The sequence below is a fragment of the Maribacter forsetii DSM 18668 genome, assembly GCF_000744105.1.
GTDB lineage: Bacteria > Bacteroidota > Bacteroidia > Flavobacteriales > Flavobacteriaceae > Maribacter > Maribacter forsetii.
This window is the reverse complement of the sequence record NZ_JQLH01000001.1, coordinates 206358-223467: the sequence shown is the minus strand read 5'-3', so window position 1 is coordinate 223467 and position 17110 is coordinate 206358. Positions and strand designations below refer to the sequence as shown.

Genomic DNA, 17110 nt, shown 5'->3' with positions numbered 1-17110 from the left:
TTTAAAGTTGATATTTGTTTAAATACCATTGAACAGTTTTCTCTAGACCAGTATCAAAGCTTTCATTGGCTTTCCAACTTAGTTCTTTTAAAACCTTTGACGCATCAATTGCATACCTAAAATCGTGTCCTAGACGATCTTCAACAAATTCAATTTGTTTTTTAAAACTTCCCTTTTTCTTAGGGATTTTTAAATCTAAAATTTCACAAATCTTCGTCGCTATTGTCAAATTATCGTATTCATTATTCCCTCCTAACAAATAAGTTTCTCCCGCTTTTCCTTTGTGAAAAATAGAGTCTATACCTGTACAATGATCATTAACAAATAACCAGTCTCTTACATTTTTTCCATTCCCATAAATGGGAATCTTTAAACCATTGATGGCAGACCTAATTATTGTAGGAATCAATTTTTCATCATGTTGTTTAGGACCATAATTATTGGAACAATTACTAGTTACCACATTCATGCCATATGTATGATGATAACTTCTGACCAAAAAATCAGAAGATGCCTTAGATGCACTGTAGGGGCTATTTGGCTGGTAGTTCGATTCCTCTGTGAAGAATCCATTTTCACCTAAAGACCCATACACTTCATCCGTTGATATATGATGGAACTTATTGTTTTTACCCTTCCAAAAAATCCTGGCATTTTCTAAAAGATTAAAAGTACCTTCTATATTTGTTTTTATGAATTGTCTCGGTGAATCTATTGAATTATCTACATGAGATTCTGCTGCAAAATTTATTACGCCACTAATGTTATAATCCTCAAATAAATGCTTAACCATAAGTTTATCGCATATATCTCCTTTTATGAATGTATAATTTGGGTGTTTCTCAACTTCCTTAAGGTTTCCCAAATCTCCAGCATATGTCAATACATCTAAATTTACGACATTGATACTTGGATTTTTATCTAAAAAAAAAGGAATAAAATTACTCCCAATAAAACCAGCTCCACCAGTAATTAAAATTGTCTTGTTAGATTGGTGGTGAACCATAAATTACAGTATAGATTTTGATTTTCGATTTAAATAAACCAAGGCTGACAATATAAAAAACACCGAAACAAATATAATAGGTATCAATACAAGGCTTTCACCGAAAAACGACTTTTGCTCTACTTGAGGTTGACCTAAGTTAATAATACTCACCGGTACTGTTCGCTCTTCTAATTCTAACTTCTTAGTTTCAATATCTCTAATTAAACCTGTTTTATACTCAAAAACATCAGCAATATTGACTTGATCTTGATTGTCTAAAACAATTCTATCATTTGAAGAGGAACTCTCTTTGCTTGCTAAACCTGTCGTATAGTTAGTTATAATTTGATCAACTTGAGCCAACAGCTTTTGATCTTCTAAAATGCGAGCTTTTGCATTACCTTTATGCACTTCTAAAAGTCTATTGAAATACGTATTAGTATTAATATAGTTTAATATTTTTTGAGCAAATTCCCTTCCAAAATCAGCGTTTTTATAGTAGAATGTAATTCTATGGTTAAATGAACTCTTATTCTGTAACTCTGCCCTAACAATATCTGCTATGGCATCTGTATTTTCAAAACTTTGAAGTAACTCTAAATATTTAAGATCACTCTCTGAATTACCAACCTCAGCTACTCTAGATATTTCAATATCCAAACCGTTAAAATCTACATCTTCTATACCTATAGATATAAAAAACAAGGTGTCTTTTGACTTAATATTAGATTGAATCTCGGCTACAACATCATATAAGTAATTTTTACTTTCAATTTGAGGTTTTACAATCACCTCGGTTTTATACTTTTTTGATATAATTTGGTTTAAACCATAACCAATTGCAAGGCCAACGACGACAAGACCGATAAGTAAAAGCATATTCTTTTTAAGGTATAGAAATACTCTTAAAACCCAGCGAAAAATGGCATTAAAGCCTCTTACTATTAATTGAAATAATTGTCCCAAATCAATTTCATCAGAATTGTTTTGAGTAGATGGTTGTTGATTGCTTGCCATTCTATGTGTTAAATATTTGCTTTAAAATTTTATCAGTAATTAAGTACGTTGGTTTTACCCCTGTTGTACCTAATCCACCAGATGCTAGTGTACTTCCGGTTTCTAAAGGGTTATCTGATGCATAATAGGCATAACGTACCTTTACATCTTCTCCAATACTCTTTCTTATCTTAGAAGCTGATTGTATTGCTTTTTGGTAATGCACACCTTCCATCTCTAAACCAATTACATTCCAAGTTGATTTATGAAAGAACTTCAAAATGTCTTTGTTTTGAAGTGATGTTCCTAAAACAGTCACCATCGTACCTTCAAAAACCTCTAAGCCGTAACCTTCAAAGTCTTTAGCACACAATTCATTTTTAAATGGGTAATTATCTGCTGTTCCTTCAAATATATGTGCAGAAGGTATCATTAAGTCTCCTTTTCCACCTTCTAGAATACCTGCTTTTCCCATTATTGAAACAGAATCAACATTTATCAAAGACACATTGTTCTTTTTGGTATTGTATGGTTTCAATAATTCATCAATTGTTTCATACGCCTGCTCGCCAAATGCGTAATCCATTACAAATATAACAGGTTTTTTATCAACTTCTTCTTCAGAAAACTCGTACGAGCAATTGTTAATTTTTATTTTTGCCGTATCAAATATTTGTACATCTATATTAGTTCCTGAGGTATCATCCATAATGATCATACCGTTCTTCTCAGCCAGGTCGGTTACTTTTTTTCTTAACGCTGCATTACCAGAGCTACTAAGTGCTTCAAAAATTTCTAATGAATCTGTATTTGGAAACTCCTTTTTAAGAGCTGCTTTGGCAAATAAAGAATTCATGACACTATGCATATTCGCAGAGATAATATGAATTGGTCTATGCATAAGGTTATTTTTAGTTAAAACCTCCTTAATGTTATTTGCCCATCTTTCTCCATGAATATGATGTCCTAATCGCTCTCTTAGCAAAGCACTAAATGTAACCGCTCTTTTTTCACCTGAGATTTCTTCATCTAAGGCTAGTTTACCTAACCAATAAATCACTTTTAAAAATCTATCAGGGTTGGTTTTAGTGCTAAACTTTTTATAGACTTCTAAGATTTCTTCAAAAGACCTACCTAAAATGTTTGCTGTGTGTATAAGAGCAATTTCTCGCTCAGCTTGAGACAAATCTTCATTTTTAACCGCTGCCTCAAGCTTCGTCCAATCTCTTATAGTTCTTTCTGTATCTGTTATTAAAACACGTTTACATATTTTTTCAGATTCAATGAATAAGAAAGTTAGGTGAGTAAGAATATCATAGATGTCTGAACGACCTCTAGTGATTTCAATATTCATTTGCTCATCATCAATACGATAACAGTTTCTTCTTCTTTTGGGTGGAATGATTGGGTTAATATGAGAAATACCATAACCTTCATCTGAAGTTAAATTTATGAATGAACATTGTTCAATACCTTCAGGTAACCTTTCGAGCACATAAATTAAGCCACTTAACTCTGCCTTATCTTCTCCTAAAGAACCATATATTTCAGGTCTTAATTGTAGTAAGGCATTTTTTAGAGCTTCACCAGACACTCCGTTTGGCTTATAAAAACCTCTATTAAAAAGATGACGCATAGTAATATACATGCGTTCTATGGCATTTGTAGACTCTTGCGCTCTTGTTGTTGTTATTGCTTTTCCCATTTATGATTTCAAACGAAATTACGATTTATAATTTGTTATTTAAAAGCTAGTTGTTATCAACCTTATATTTTGACAGTCCCTTAACCACTTTTCGGTCGTTAGATAGCCGCTGAACTTTGTTTTGTCCACCGAGCTTACCTATTGATTTCATGTACTCTAAAAAACCTCCACTTTCCACAGCGGTTACTTTTAAAGTTTGCAGCACCTTACCTACAATAAGGTCATAATAATAACTGTTTTGTTTTTGAAGTGCCGAATCTAATTCTTGTATAAATAGCGCCATATCAGACGGTAATTTCTCAAATTCTATAAACCACTCATGATAAGGCAATTCATTTTCTTTCGGAGTAATTTGTGGTGCCACCGTAAATTCACTTACACTGGCATCGGTTGCCTTTGTAGCTACCAACATAGCCTCTTCCACTTCTTTGGCAATAACGTGTTCCCCAAAAGCAGAAATAAAATGCTTAATACGCCCAGATACTAGAATTTTGAAAGGATACGTTGAAATAAACCGAATGGTATCACCTAAGTTGTATGCCCATAATCCAGCATTTGTGGTAATGATCATAACGTAATCAATGCCAATCTCCACATCTTTTAAAGTGATTCTTTTTGGATGCTCGTCAAAAAATTCTTCTGATCTTACGAACTCATAAAATATTCCTGCATCTAAAAGCAGCAACATACCTTTTTCTGTCTGAGAATTCTGATAGGCAAAGAAACCTTCACTTGCCGGAAACAGTTCTATGCTTGCTACCTTTCTACCAATTAATGTCTCAAATTTCTTTCGATATGGTTCATAGTTTACTCCGCCATAAATGAAAAGTTCAAAATTCTTGAACAAATCACCTACATACTCATTGGTATTTTCCTTTAGTTTTTCAAAGTACATTTGAACCCATGATGGTATACCGGCAATTACCGTCATATCTTCATTCTTGGTTTCTTCAACAATGGCATTCACTTTCGTTTCCCAATCCTCAATGCAATTAGTTTCCCAACTTGGCATTCTATTTTTCTGCAAATAATTAGGAACATAATGTGCCGAAATACCAGAAAGCCTACCTAATTTTACTCCGTTTTTCTCTGTTAAAACAGGGCTGCCCTGTAAAAATATCATTTTACCGGTTACAAAATCTGCATTACCACTTTCATGTATGTAATTAAGAATGGCATTTCTAGATGCTTTTACTTGTTCTTTAATACTACCTTCTGTAATGGGTATATATTTTGCTCCAGAAGTAGTTCCAGAGGTTTTTGCAAAGTATAATGGTTTTCCCGGCCATAGAATATCTTCTTCCCCTGCGACTGATAAATTCACATAATCCTTAAGTTCTTCGTAATCCCTAATAGGAACCTGAGCTATAAAATCGCTATGCTTTTTAATGGTTTTAAAACCATGATCCTTACCAAACCTAGTATCGCTTGCCTTTGAAATTAAGCTTCTAAAAACCTTTTCTTGTGTTTCAATAGGGTTATCTACCCATTTAGCCGTTCTCTTGGCAATGCGATGTGCAAATATTTTGGCAGCAATGGTCTTTAAAGACATTTCGTTCTAATTAAAATCTATATAATTTAAAGGATCAATAGGTGTTCCGTTGTCCCAAATTTCAAAATGTAGATGAGGTCCTGTGGTAAGCTCGCCCGTATTACCTACAGCAGCAATTACTTCACCGCCTCTTACAATATTACCTTGATATTTAGACAAAGAACCGTTGTGCTTATACACACTTAATAATCCGCCTTCGTGCTCAATTATAATTACATATCCTGTATCTGCCGTCCATTCAGAAAAAATGACCGTACCGTTTGCAACTGCCTTTACAGGGCTATCGGTTTTAGCAGTGATATCTACTGCATAATGTTTTTCATTCGGATTAAAACCCATTGTAACTGATCCTGAAACGGGAGTGAACAAGACCAAATTTTTCTTGTCAATTGTTCTTTCGAATAAGTTGTATTTATCTTCAAGTGCAACTTCTGCCCGCAATAATGAATCTTCTTTAATGGGGTTTAAATCTACGGAAGCGGGATCCAATTTAAACTGTTGAAAAAGAGAATCTCTATTGACAACGTTATTTTCAATATCACCCTTTAATACCATACGAATATTATCTAAATACTTATTGGTATAATTTAAAGTTCTAATTAAAGAATCTGTTTTATAGGTAAGTTCTGTAGCTTCTTTTTTTAGTCTAGTAGATGAATAACCCGGTATATATTCTCGTAATGGCGTAAAGGCAATAAGTAGTGTTGTAAGCCCTATTAAGGTAATCATAAATAGTGATCCCGTCACAAATACATTAAGTCTACTTAACTTAAAAGAAATTTTCTCTTCAAAAGTACTTTCGTTTAGTATTACCAAACGATACTTGTGAAGAAGTTTCCTTTTTATTTCCTTTCTTTTTTTGACTTTCTTTTTGGCCATCTTAACAAAGATAAACTTAGAATTTTAGTTTTTACCGTTTCTTAAGTGAAATATAATAGCATTAGTTACTACTGTTATCACCTATCTACTTAATTTATAGTTAAATTGTCGATTAAGTAAAACCTATTTACATTTACTGCTCTTTTCTTTAGTACTTTTTAGTATCTTTGAAATCCATTTTAAATCATAGTCTTATGACAATATTATCTACTTTTTTAGCCATAGGCGCTCCACAAATCATATTAGTGGTAGTCGTAATTCTACTATTATTCGGAGGAAAAAAAATTCCGGAACTAATGAGAGGATTAGGTAGTGGAATCAAAGAATTTAAGGATGCTTCCAAAGAAGATGAACAACTAGAAGAGAAGAAGAACGACCAATAACTAAAATAGTCGCTCACATAATTTATAAAGCCCTGATAATCAGGGCTTTTTTTGTTTTCAATATTGTGGTTGCCAGAATAGACAATCAATCTATATTATTAAATCATCTACAAAACGTACAATTAAACCGTTTAACTGGAGTTTTCGCAGTCTAAGGCTACCTAATACTACACATACACGACATAAAAACCCTCTTTCACAACATTTAATATTTAGAATATCACTTTACTGCTAATTTCGTTAGATATATAGTACTAAAAATCTCTAACTAACCGTTGGTACTATACTTAAAACCCCAGTTGATTGTAACGTTCAACTAAGAATTATGTCTATGAGAAGTGTTTTGAATTTATTTTTTCTGGTCTTTATCGTTTTTGCCCAAGCACAAGGTTTCCAAGATGAACTTGAATCTGAAGTGTCAAATAATATCAATAACCCCGTTGTTTCAGAAGACGAGGAAAATGACAAAAAGAATTTTCAAAGAGCTGCCGATGCGCTTTCAATTCCTTACAGGGCCTTTTATGATATTGAAGAAGCTGAAAATGGTTACTACGTTATTTCGGGTACTTTTTCTAAAAGTAAAAATTTAAAGTCTCAAGTAAAGAAACTTTCTAAAAAAGGGTTTAATGCTGGGTATTTTCAAAACCCACAAAACCAACTCTACTATCTTTATTTAAATCATTATACTTCTTGGGAAGAAGCCCTTAACGACTGTTCAACAGAATTTAATAATCGTTATGATAATGAGGTTTGGGTTCTTAAAATGATCAACAACGATATTTATTCTAATAACGAAGCTACTACAGTTTCGAAAATTGACACAACTCTAGAATTACAAACTACACCAGAAACTAATACAGTAACAGACCCAATACCTGTAGAAGATATTTCTTATGAAATGCTTAGCACATCTAAAGAAAACGACCCATCCGCTAAAACTAAACAAATAAAAAGGGCAGATGAATATTTTGATAAAATGTGGTACGCAGAGGCTGCTAAAATTTATGAGCAAGCATTGTCCAAAGGAGAAAAAGCGTATTCATATGATGTTTTAAAGAAAGCAGGCGATGCCCATTACTTCAATACCGATATGGAGAATGCCTATAAGTGGTATAACATACTGTATACTAAATATGAGTCTGACATGAGTTCTGACTACCTATTTAAATATGCACACTCTCTTAAAGGTATTGGAAATTATAAAAGATCTAAACGTCTATTAAAGCTATACAATAGAAAATTGGCAGGGGAAGAGATAGTACAAAATACCGAACGGAATGAAATTGTTTTAGACGGCTTATTGAGAATGGAAGAAAAATTCGATATAAACAATCTTTCTATTAACTCTAAATACTCAGAATTCTCACCTATGTACTATGGCGGTAAAGAAGTGGTTTATGCATCGGCAAAAGATTCTTCAATATTTACCTCTAGAAAGTACAAATGGAACAACCAGCCCTATTTAGATTTATTTGTTGCAAAGGTAAATGAAGAATCACAAGATTTTAAAGACGCCATAAAGTTCTCTAAAAAAATTAACACAAAATATCATGAAGCTTCAGTGGCTTTCTCTCCTGACAATGAGACCATGTATTTTACTAGAAACAATTATGGTAAAAAACTAAGAAGGGATAAAAACGGAATTAATCACCTTAAAATTTATCGTTCCAAGAAGGTTAACGATGAATGGTTGGAGGCAGAAGAGGTTTCTTTTAACAGTGACAATTACTCTACCGGTCACCCTGCTTTGAGCCCTGACGGAAAGCAATTATATTTTGTTTCTGATATGCCAGGTAGTATTGGTGAGACAGATATTTTCGTAGTAGATGTATTAGAAGACGGTTCTTTCTCTTCTCCACGAAATCTTGGACCTGAAATTAATACGGAGCATAAAGAAATGTTTCCTTTTATAAATGACAAGAAGTTATATTTCTCTTCGGATGGCCATGTAGGTTTAGGTGGCTTAGATGTATTTGAAGTTGCCTTTGATGATGAAGCTGGCTTTTTAGAAGTACGTAATGTAGGTAAGCCTGTAAATAGTAGTAAAGATGATTTTTCATTTATAGTTAATGAAGAAACTCAAAAAGGATATTTTGCATCTAATCGTGATGGTGGTAAGGGAGATGACGATATCTATTCTTTTAAAACTTTACAACTTGAAGAAATACCAACCAGTATAAATGCCATTTCCGGTATTGTAACAGAATTGATTACCGGTGATTTAATGCCAAATGCATTAGTAGAATTACTTGACGAGAACAACATCAAACTTAAGGAAATGCAAACCGATGAAAACGGTAGCTTCATTTTCGAAGATTTAGATGCAGATACAAGATATGTTCTTAAGACTACAAAAGGTACGTACTTTGATGATACCAGAGAAGCGGCAACTAAGGACAATGAAATCGTCAATGTTGACGTATCCATGAGAAAACTTAACGATATGATTGCCGTTGAGAACGGTATTAAGAAACTTAAGACAGAAATGATCCACTTTGATTTTGACAAGTCATATATACGCACAGACGCAGCTGTTGAACTTGACAAGTTAATTGAAGTAATGAACGACTCGCCCAATATGGTCATAAAAATAGAATCCCATACAGATTCAAGAGGTGCTGCGGCATATAACAAATACCTATCAGACAAACGTGCCAAATCTACCAGAGATTATATTATTTCTCAAGGTATAGACGCAAGCCGAATTGAAAGTGCTATTGGTTACGGTGAAGAACGCTTAATAAATGAATGTGACGGTACCGTTCGCTGTACAGAAGAACAACACTACCTCAACCGTAGATCAGAGTTTATTATTGTAGATATGTAAATTTAATTAACAACTATAAAAAGACCCGCTAAATTGCGGGTCTTTTGTTTTATAATACATTCACTATGAGTTGAACCAGCTTCTTTTTACCGACTAACCACAAAAATTTAATCATGCGGTTAATCTATCATTTTTTACACTTAAAAGGTGTGTATTTAAACCTTTTACAGTTTATAGAGTAATTGGGTTTTTTACCTAAACTTTTCAATAAAGGCATTAAGATTGAACACCTTTACCCAAAGTTTCACCCTAAATTATAGAATATGGAAAAAATTACTCTAGTAAAAGAAATATACATTGAAGCCTTTAGAAACTGGAAAAGTTTCATTTTGGAGCATTACTTTAAAATATTCTCATGGTTGTGTTTTATATTGATTGCATACGCCGCTTATGCATTAATATTTAGAGTATCTACTGGGTTTTCTTTCAGTAATCTATAGATATATGCTAATTAACGAATTAGTTCTAAAAGCGTGACGAATACTTATAAAAAAGGCTCAGGAAATTCCTGAGCCTTTTACTTTCTAAAATTATAGGTATCCGTTTATTTACTTGATTCTTTTATATCGAATTGCACAGATTTCATGATTGCTTCCAATTCAAACATGTAATCTCTCTTTTTGGTTGCCGGAGCAAAAACAAAACCTTCAAGAACCAACTTACGATTATTCTCTTTATCGCTAATAATATAGGTCAAAAACGGACCTGCCATAGGGTAAGCCGACATTTCCCAGATTCCCCTTACCTCAGCTGCTTTTTTACTTGAAACCTCAGCAGGGAAGACATATGGAGAAAATGCTTTTTCTGTAATCATATGATTTTGCTTGCCAGGTATATCTTCACCACCAATATAAAGTCCGCCAATAGAATCACGCATCTTTATAATATCCTGTACAAAAGTAGAATCGTTCTGAAAACTATCCCATGGCATTGTGTATGCGATAATATTCATGTTTCCCTTCTGAATTTGACGATCGATCCATACAAAGTTATCTTCTTCTCTACCCACTCTATAAATAGAAGGTATTTTCATTGAAATATCAAACTTGTCCTCTAGCGCCTTTTCTTTATTCAAAGACTTCTCAAAACGCTTTTGTGCCTTACTAATTTCCAATGCTTTAAAATCGGCAATAAACTCTGGTGCGGTTTTATGGATATTTGCTATTAACTCTTCTTTATTCAATCCTTTGATGACACCTACTTTCTGTGGCTTGGCATACATGTTAGATTTCATGTGCGCTACATTTAGGGTATCTTCCATAACATACAATATAGAACTGGTATTGCGTATGGCACCGGAAAAAATCTGTTGTGGTATTTGTGTTACGCTAAAAAGAGCTTCATCCCAGGTAAGACCTTGAGCAGCAGCTGTATAATTTTCACGAATAGCATCACCTACACTACTATTCCAAAGGTCGTTATCAATAACCACTGTTAAGGTATTCATAGCGCCTACAGATTCTGGTAAGTAATCTGCTTTGCCCTCTTCTTTACAGGCAATTGACAATCCCAAAATTGCCATAAAACAAAGTAAAATTCTTTTTTTCATTGGTGTTTTAATTTACGATGAACAGTCGCACAATTTAAGTTTTGTGCCTAGCTTTAAATTATTACCACTAATACCGTTCCACTTTCGTAAATTTTCAATAGTTACACCAGGATATTTTCTAGAAATGGTCCATAAAGAGTCTCCACTTCTTACCTCATGAGTTTTAGAATTACTGGCAACCGTAGTTCTAGAAGGGGTTTCCTTAGGTTTTACAGAGGAACTAGCATTCTTTCTTGGGTAAATAGTTAAACGTTGTCCTATACGCAAATTATTACTTCGTAATCCGTTCCATTGCTTTAGCTGGCTTACACGTACTCCGTAACGTTCCGCAATTTTACCAAGAAAATCACCATCCCTTACTCTATAACGAATACTATTAGCCTCTGCTTGCTTTTCTATTTCAGCTACAAGACCTTCTTTTTCTTTTAATTCTTTTTCAACGTGGGCATAAATAGCCTTTTCATTAGCTACAAATTTTCCCATTTTATGAACTGGTAATCTTAGTGCATTAGGTTTTCCTTCTATAAAAGGAATAACGTCTAATTTATAATGAGGGTTAAGCACCTTTAATTCTTCTTTGTCAATAGCTGCCAATTCAGAAATTTGGTCAAATGTAATTAGGCTTTTTACATGAATGGTATCTGTTTCAAAATAAGCGCGATCTGCTATTTTAGTTTTTAGACCATGTTCTTCTGCATATTCAAAAATATACATGGTTGCTTGAAAAGCCGGAACGTAACCCGCAGTTTCCCTTGGTAGGTTTCTTCTAATATTCCAGTAATTACGCTGCCCGCCACTTCTGCGTATAGCCTTGTTTACATTACCTGGACCAGAATTATACGCGGCTAAAGCCAAATCCCAATCATCATATATTCTATGTAATCTGTTTAGATAGTTAGCAGCTGCAGCTGTAGATTTTATAGGGTCGCTACGCTCATCTACATAACTATTGATATTCAATTTCATTTCTTTACCCGTACCGTACATAAACTGCCAAAGACCTGTTGCCCCCACTCTTGAACGTGCTTTAGGATTTAATGCAGATTCAACAATAGACAAATATTTCATTTCTAACGGAATATTCTTATTGTCAAATTCTTGTTCAAATAAAGGAAAGTAAAATTGGCTAATGGTAAGCATGCGCTCCATTAACCCCCTTTTTCTGGTCAAAAATGATTTGATAACACTTTCTAAAGACTTATTGTATTCAACGTTAAAAGGTGTTTTTGCGTTTAATCTTGCCAAACGCATCTTCAATGTATCTGTAGGCAAATCTAAAACGAAAGTAGAGGCTGTATCGGGCTCAACTAAGATTTCCTCGTACATTTCATTGTAAAGAGGTGCCGCCTCAACCAATTCTTTCATCCAAAGACTATCAAACTTGGCTGCCAGCGCGTTATCCTGAAGATCATAAGAAGAGGATTCTGTTGGTTTAAATAGCGTTAAATCTTCTGTTTGAGAGCTTTGTACGATATTCAATTGACCTAACGGAGCTGCATTTTTTAATGAATCACTTACGACTATTGTAGTAGTGGTCAAAGAGTCTGAAACAGTTGTGACTGTTTCCTGTTGTTGTGCCAATCCTACAATGGGAACTAAGCTTAATCCTAAAATATAAAAACAGTTATAGGCTAATTTTTTCATAATGGGGTGAAAATATGTTAACGGAACAAACGAAAATCGTACATTTTTTAATGAGAATAAAATAATTTCTCTTAAAATGCACAAATTTTCGTTATATGCCGTTTATCGATAACCCCTTTACTAGTCTAATATAGCAGCGATCCCAGGTAATGTTTTACCTTCTAAACTTTCTAACATTGCACCTCCGCCTGTTGATACATAACTAACTTTGTTTTCAAAGCCAAATTGTTTCACTGCGGCAACTGAATCTCCACCACCAACTAAAGAAAATGCACCTTCTTTGGTAGCTTCGGCAATATAATCACCAACAGCTATGGTCCCGGCAGCAAATTTCTCCATTTCAAAAACACCAATTGGTCCGTTCCAAAGAATTGTTTTAGAGGCTAGAATCACTTTTTTGAAGTTTTGTAACGTATCAGGTCCGGCATCTAATCCTTGCCAACCATCTGGTATTTTATCTACATCTACCACTTGGGTTTTTGCATTTGCATCAAAAGCATCCGCAGCAATTACGTCTACAGGTATATGAACGTTTACATTCTTCTGTTTAGCCTGTTCAAGAATCTCCATAGCAAGTTCCATTTTATCGTCTTCACAAATAGAATCTCCTATTTTACCTCCCTGAGCCTTAATAAAGGTATAAGTCATACCTCCACCAATGATAAGATCATCTATCTTATCAAGTATGTTTTCAATAATCGTAATCTTAGAAGAAACCTTTGCCCCGCCAAGAATTGCCAAAACAGGTTTTTCACCAGTAGCCATCACTTTATCGATTGCTTCTATTTCTTTCGCCAATAAATATCCAAAACATTTAGCTTCCGGAAAAAATTTAGCTATTACTGTAGTTGATGCATGTGCACGGTGAGCCGTACCAAAAGCATCATTAACATATATATCCCCTAATTTAGAAAGTTGCTCAGCAAAAGCTTCGTATCCTTTTTCTTCTTCGCTATGAAATCTAAGGTTCTCCAATAAAAGTACCTCTCCACTTTTTAATTCCGCAACAGCTTTTTCGGCTTCTTCACCAACACAATCTGCAACAAACTTTACAGCTACACCAATAACATCAGAAACAGCATCTACGATATGACTTAAAGACAAATCTGGATTGCGTTCCCCTTTTGGTCTTCCCAAATGACTCATTAACACAGCACTACCGCCGTCTTCCAACACTTTTATAATTGTTGGCTTAGCTGCCTGAATTCTAGTGTTATCAGTTACTTCAAATTGGTCATTTAATGGAACATTGAAGTCCACTCTAATTAACGCCTTTTTATCTTCAAAATTAAAGTCATTCAATACTTTCATGTGATATTACCTTTTGTTAGGTAACAAATGTAAAGATTAAATGGCTTGTGATAAAGTGCTATTTAGGATAATTTACACCCAATACCATTAAATTTGTTGTGCTTTAAACAACTATATTTGAATCTATGTTATTCAATGAAATTTTAGGACTTTCACATATTAAAAAGCATTTGTCCTCTAGTGCAGATGCAGGTAGAATACCACATGCCCAGTTATTTGTTGGTCCAGAAGGCTGTGGGCTTCTGCCTATGGCATTGGCTTATGCTCAATATATTATCTGTCAAAACACTAACGGAGATAACAGTGGTGGCAATGAAGCTTGTAATTTAAAGTTCAAGTCGTATGCCCACCCAGATGTTCATTTTGCATTTCCTGTTTCTAATTCTGATAAGGTGAAATCTCACGCCGTTAGCAACCATTACATGAAAGAGTGGCGAGAGTTTATTACGGAACAGCCCTATGGAAATCTGTTCGATTGGTATCGCCATATTGAAATTGAAAAGAAACAAGGTCAAATTGGTGTTGATGAAGCACAGGATATCGTAAAAAAATTATCCTTAAAATCTTATGAAGGCGGATATAAGGTGATGCTTATTTGGATGGCTGAAAAGATGAACACTGCAGCTTCTAACAAATTATTAAAACTGATTGAAGAACCACCAAACAAAACCATCTTCTTACTATTGTGTGAAGACGAAGAGCAAATTATACAGACTATAAAATCTAGATGCCAAATAGTTCATTTTCCTCCTTTGGCGGAAGACGCCATAGCCACGGCTTTAAGTGAGAAAGGGGCAAGTAAGGCAGAAGCAATGCTATTAGCTCATGAAGCCAACGGTAATTATAACAAAGCTCTAGACCTTTTAAACAAAGATTCTGAAGACCTTGTGTTTGAAAATTGGTTTGTACAATGGGTAAGAACCGCATTCAAGGCAAAAGGTAACAAAGCCGCAATCCATGAATTGTTATTGTGGAGTGAAGAGGTTGCAAAAACCGGTAGAGAAACACAGAAGAACTTTCTAAGTTATTGCATTACCGTGATGAGGCAAGCTTTAATGATCAATTATGGCGCTGAAGAACTTGCTTATCTAAAAATACATGCCGAAGGATTTCAACTAAAGAAATTTGCACCTTTTGTACATGAAAACAATATTTTGGACATTACCAAAGAGCTAGAAGATGCTATTTACCATGTGGAAAGAAATGGAAATTCTAAAATCATATTTACCGACCTTTCTATTAAACTAACTAGACTACTTCACAGAAAGAAGTCTGAACTTAAATAAATCATTATGAATACAATATTGATCAATGCCACAGAAATTTTGTTGCTCCTATTTTTGATCATCACATTTTTACAAAGCGGATTTGATAAAATAACCGATTGGAACGGTAATATCTCTTGGCTAAAAGAACACTTCTCTAAAACTCCTTTCAAAAATATAGTCCCTTTACTGGTGGGTATTATTTTAGTTACCGAAGTTGTTGCAGGTTTGCTATGTGTAGTAGGTATATATGAGATTTTTAGTTCAGGGAAATCAAGTTTCGCACTGTATGGGGCAATTTTATCTGCTATCACATTGCTTATGCTATTATTTGGGCAAAGACTTGCGAAAGACTATGAAGGCGCCAAAACCATTGCTGTTTATTTTATACCTACTATTCTTCTTGTATTTCTACTACAGGCCTAAGCAATAAAAAATATAGAAAACAAAAAACCCTCCTTGTTAGGAGGGTCTTGGAGGCATCGAGCGGATTCGAACCGCTGTACAAGCTTTTGCAGAGCTGTGCCTAGCCACTCGGCCACGATGCCATTTTTAGCGAGAGCAAAAATAAACATTATTCCCAATTTAAGCTGCATTAACAGCTAAGAAATTATATTTATTTAAGGTCGTATGTATTACTGAACAGATTGGCCCCTTTGTAAATTCAATGATACCGTTACCTTTTCAACGTCACCGTTTATAGGCGGATTGATTTTAGAAACGGATACCAAAGCTGTATCTACAGTTGGAAGTTCAACAAAAATTCTGTCGATTATTCTTTTGGCTACATGCTCTAATAACTTTGAAGGCGTAGCCATCTCTTGCTTTACAATTCTGTTGATATGAACATAATCAACAGTATCTTTCAACTCATCTGAAACTGAGGCTATCAATAAGTTTGTGTCAACGGATACGTTGACCAAATAATCACTACCAATATTAGTTTCTTGAGGCAAACACCCGTGGTGGGCATATGCTTTTATATTCTCTAATTGTACTTTACCCATTATTTATGTTCTGGAGATCAAATTTAATGATTCTCCATGAAGGATTAATATGTACAACGACAATTACTGATACCTTGAAATAAATCTACCCCTAAGGTGATAACATGCGTACCAGAACTATAACCAAGAAGTTCGTTAAGAATCACTTGATAAGAATATCCGAAGTAAAAATTACTTTTCTTTAAGCCTGCGATAGGAGCTATATACAGAGGATTACCAATTTGATCATTTAAGAAACGATAGTTGACACCTGCATAGAAATAATCTTCAAAATCGTAAAATCTGAATTTCAAGTTTAAATCCGTAACGGAACGCCCATCACTCTCAAACAATTGAAACAACACAGATGGCTCAATTTCCATCTTGCTGGTTCTTTTTTTCATATACCTATAACCAGTATACACATAATAGTTTCTTAGTCTATTAGGTTCGAATAAGGCATTGAAGTTACTTAAATTTTTATCTAAGATATTTGAAGCATTAACACTGAAATAAAACTTGTCATACCTATAAAGTGCACCAATATCAAAGTTATGATTAGTAGTTGCTCTATCATCAGTAACAGCCTGATCTGCAGAATCAAATTCCTGAATATCAATTCTAAACTGGTTAAAGTTATACGAGATACCGAATGATAAAAACTCATCATCATAACGATCTAACGTAAGGTGATGTGCAAAAGAAAACCTAGCTCCTTGTTGCTTTGTTTGTCCATTACTATCGTTATATAGTACCATACCAACACCAGATTTTTCACCAACACGCATATCTGCAGCTAGAGATTGGGTATCGGGTGCATCTTTAATACCTACCCACTGTGTAAGACCGTTAAGTCTTATTTTAACATGGTCACCAATACCTGCGTAAGTTGGGGACATTACAAAGGGGTTGTCAGCAAGGTATTGAGATAGTTGAGGTATAGTAAGCTCCTGCCCTCTTAGGGAGAATACGCTTATAAATAATACCAGTGTCAATAGACTGTTCCGCATCATCATTTTAGGTTA

At 34.3% G+C, this 17110-nt stretch carries 15 protein-coding genes and 1 tRNA gene; 5 read left to right on the top strand and 11 right to left on the bottom strand.

Annotation, left to right across the window (positions count from 1 at the left end; all coding sequences use genetic code 11):
* Window position 1: 1 nt before the first annotated feature.
* The 5 genes from rfbB to P177_RS00920 are packed head-to-tail and all read right to left on the bottom strand — an operon-like array spanning window position 2 to window position 6120.
* Window positions 2–1006, bottom strand: a complete 1005-nt coding sequence (gene rfbB, locus P177_RS00940) for a dTDP-glucose 4,6-dehydratase (protein ID WP_036150914.1) — start codon at window positions 1004–1006, stop codon at window positions 2–4.
* Between the two features lie 3 nt (window positions 1007–1009).
* Window positions 1010–2005, bottom strand: a complete 996-nt coding sequence (locus tag P177_RS00935) for a hypothetical protein (protein WP_036150912.1) — start codon at window positions 2003–2005, stop codon at window positions 1010–1012.
* A 1-nt stretch (window position 2006) separates the two neighbouring features.
* Entirely contained in the window at window positions 2007–3689 is a 1683-nt protein-coding gene (locus P177_RS00930; RefSeq protein ID WP_036150910.1) for a DUF6909 family protein, read from the bottom strand.
* Window positions 3690–3735: 46 nt separating this feature from the next.
* The gene (locus P177_RS00925; RefSeq protein WP_036150907.1) at window positions 3736–5241 is read right to left on the bottom strand and encodes a GH3 family domain-containing protein; all 1506 of its coding nucleotides are present in this window, start codon (window positions 5239–5241) and stop codon (window positions 3736–3738) included.
* Window positions 5242–5247: 6 nt separating this feature from the next.
* Window positions 5248–6120, bottom strand: coding sequence for a M23 family metallopeptidase (locus tag P177_RS00920; protein WP_036150901.1), 873 nt, complete (start codon window positions 6118–6120; stop codon window positions 5248–5250).
* A 194-nt stretch (window positions 6121–6314) separates the two neighbouring features.
* Here P177_RS00920 and P177_RS00915 point away from each other — a divergent pair, with 194 nt between their 5' ends.
* The 3 genes from P177_RS00915 (at window position 6315) to P177_RS20165 (ending at window position 9770) form a co-directional block, all read left to right on the top strand.
* Window positions 6315–6503 carry a twin-arginine translocase TatA/TatE family subunit gene (locus P177_RS00915; protein WP_036150899.1) on the top strand — a complete coding sequence of 63 codons (189 nt, stop codon included), beginning with the start codon at window positions 6315–6317 and terminating at the stop codon, window positions 6501–6503.
* A 331-nt stretch (window positions 6504–6834) separates the two neighbouring features.
* Entirely contained in the window at window positions 6835–9330 is a 2496-nt protein-coding gene (locus tag P177_RS00910; protein WP_157486406.1) for an OmpA family protein, read from the top strand.
* Window positions 9331–9593: 263 nt separating this feature from the next.
* Window positions 9594–9770: a DUF6747 family protein gene (locus P177_RS20165; protein WP_167333085.1), complete on the top strand. Its 177-nt coding sequence runs from the start codon at window positions 9594–9596 to the stop codon at window positions 9768–9770.
* A gap of 104 nt (window positions 9771–9874) precedes the next feature.
* Here P177_RS20165 and P177_RS00905 read toward each other — a convergent pair whose 3' ends face one another.
* The 3 genes from P177_RS00905 to P177_RS00895 form a co-directional block, all read right to left on the bottom strand.
* On the bottom strand, window positions 9875–10879 hold the full coding sequence (locus P177_RS00905; RefSeq protein WP_036150892.1) for a DUF4837 family protein: 1005 nt from the start codon (window positions 10877–10879) through the stop codon (window positions 9875–9877).
* 12 nt (window positions 10880–10891) lie between these two features.
* On the bottom strand, window positions 10892–12523 hold the full coding sequence (locus P177_RS00900; protein ID WP_084684584.1) for a LysM peptidoglycan-binding domain-containing protein: 1632 nt from the start codon (window positions 12521–12523) through the stop codon (window positions 10892–10894).
* A gap of 120 nt (window positions 12524–12643) precedes the next feature.
* Window positions 12644–13834 (bottom strand): phosphoglycerate kinase, encoded by a 1191-nt coding sequence (locus P177_RS00895; protein WP_036150891.1) that lies wholly within the window; start codon window positions 13832–13834, stop codon window positions 12644–12646.
* 125 nt (window positions 13835–13959) lie between these two features.
* Between P177_RS00895 and P177_RS00890 the strand changes: the two genes are divergently transcribed.
* Both P177_RS00890 and P177_RS00885 read left to right on the top strand, forming a co-directional pair.
* Entirely contained in the window at window positions 13960–15120 is a 1161-nt protein-coding gene (locus tag P177_RS00890; RefSeq protein ID WP_036150889.1) for a DNA polymerase III subunit, read from the top strand.
* A 6-nt stretch (window positions 15121–15126) separates the two neighbouring features.
* Window positions 15127–15525 carry a DoxX family membrane protein gene (locus P177_RS00885; RefSeq protein WP_036150886.1) on the top strand — a complete coding sequence of 133 codons (399 nt, stop codon included), beginning with the start codon at window positions 15127–15129 and terminating at the stop codon, window positions 15523–15525.
* Window positions 15526–15573: 48 nt separating this feature from the next.
* Here P177_RS00885 and P177_RS00880 read toward each other — a convergent pair.
* The 3 genes from P177_RS00880 to P177_RS00870 all read right to left on the bottom strand — a co-directional run bounded on the left by P177_RS00880 (window position 15574) and on the right by P177_RS00870 (window position 17098).
* Window positions 15574–15647 (bottom strand) — tRNA-Cys (locus tag P177_RS00880).
* A gap of 87 nt (window positions 15648–15734) precedes the next feature.
* Window positions 15735–16106, bottom strand: a complete 372-nt coding sequence (folB, locus tag P177_RS00875; RefSeq protein ID WP_036150885.1) for a dihydroneopterin aldolase — start codon at window positions 16104–16106, stop codon at window positions 15735–15737.
* A gap of 44 nt (window positions 16107–16150) precedes the next feature.
* Window positions 16151–17098, bottom strand: coding sequence for a PorP/SprF family type IX secretion system membrane protein (locus P177_RS00870; protein ID WP_449405299.1), 948 nt, complete (start codon window positions 17096–17098; stop codon window positions 16151–16153).
* Window positions 17099–17110 lie beyond the last annotated feature (12 nt).

Bases quoted from the DNA above. Each gene is read 5' to 3' on its own strand.
- rfbB (WP_036150914.1), bottom strand. From the start codon at position 1,006: ATGGTTCACCACCAATCTAACAAGACAATTTTAATTACTGGTGGAGCT.
- P177_RS00935 (WP_036150912.1), bottom strand. From the start codon at position 2,005: ATGGCAAGCAATCAACAACCATCTACTCAAAACAATTCTGATGAAATT.
- P177_RS00930 (WP_036150910.1), bottom strand. From the start codon at position 3,689: ATGGGAAAAGCAATAACAACAACAAGAGCGCAAGAGTCTACAAATGCC.
- P177_RS00925 (WP_036150907.1), bottom strand. From the start codon at position 5,241: ATGTCTTTAAAGACCATTGCTGCCAAAATATTTGCACATCGCATTGCC.
- P177_RS00920 (WP_036150901.1), bottom strand. From the start codon at position 6,120: ATGGCCAAAAAGAAAGTCAAAAAAAGAAAGGAAATAAAAAGGAAACTT.
- P177_RS00915 (WP_036150899.1), top strand. From the start codon at position 6,315: ATGACAATATTATCTACTTTTTTAGCCATAGGCGCTCCACAAATCATA.
- P177_RS00910 (WP_157486406.1), top strand. From the start codon at position 6,835: ATGAGAAGTGTTTTGAATTTATTTTTTCTGGTCTTTATCGTTTTTGCC.
- P177_RS20165 (WP_167333085.1), top strand. From the start codon at position 9,594: ATGGAAAAAATTACTCTAGTAAAAGAAATATACATTGAAGCCTTTAGA.
- P177_RS00905 (WP_036150892.1), bottom strand. From the start codon at position 10,879: ATGAAAAAAAGAATTTTACTTTGTTTTATGGCAATTTTGGGATTGTCA.
- P177_RS00900 (WP_084684584.1), bottom strand. From the start codon at position 12,523: ATGAAAAAATTAGCCTATAACTGTTTTTATATTTTAGGATTAAGCTTA.
- P177_RS00895 (WP_036150891.1), bottom strand. From the start codon at position 13,834: ATGAAAGTATTGAATGACTTTAATTTTGAAGATAAAAAGGCGTTAATT.
- P177_RS00890 (WP_036150889.1), top strand. From the start codon at position 13,960: ATGTTATTCAATGAAATTTTAGGACTTTCACATATTAAAAAGCATTTG.
- P177_RS00885 (WP_036150886.1), top strand. From the start codon at position 15,127: ATGAATACAATATTGATCAATGCCACAGAAATTTTGTTGCTCCTATTT.
- folB (WP_036150885.1), bottom strand. From the start codon at position 16,106: ATGGGTAAAGTACAATTAGAGAATATAAAAGCATATGCCCACCACGGG.
- P177_RS00870 (WP_449405299.1), bottom strand. From the start codon at position 17,098: ATGATGCGGAACAGTCTATTGACACTGGTATTATTTATAAGCGTATTC.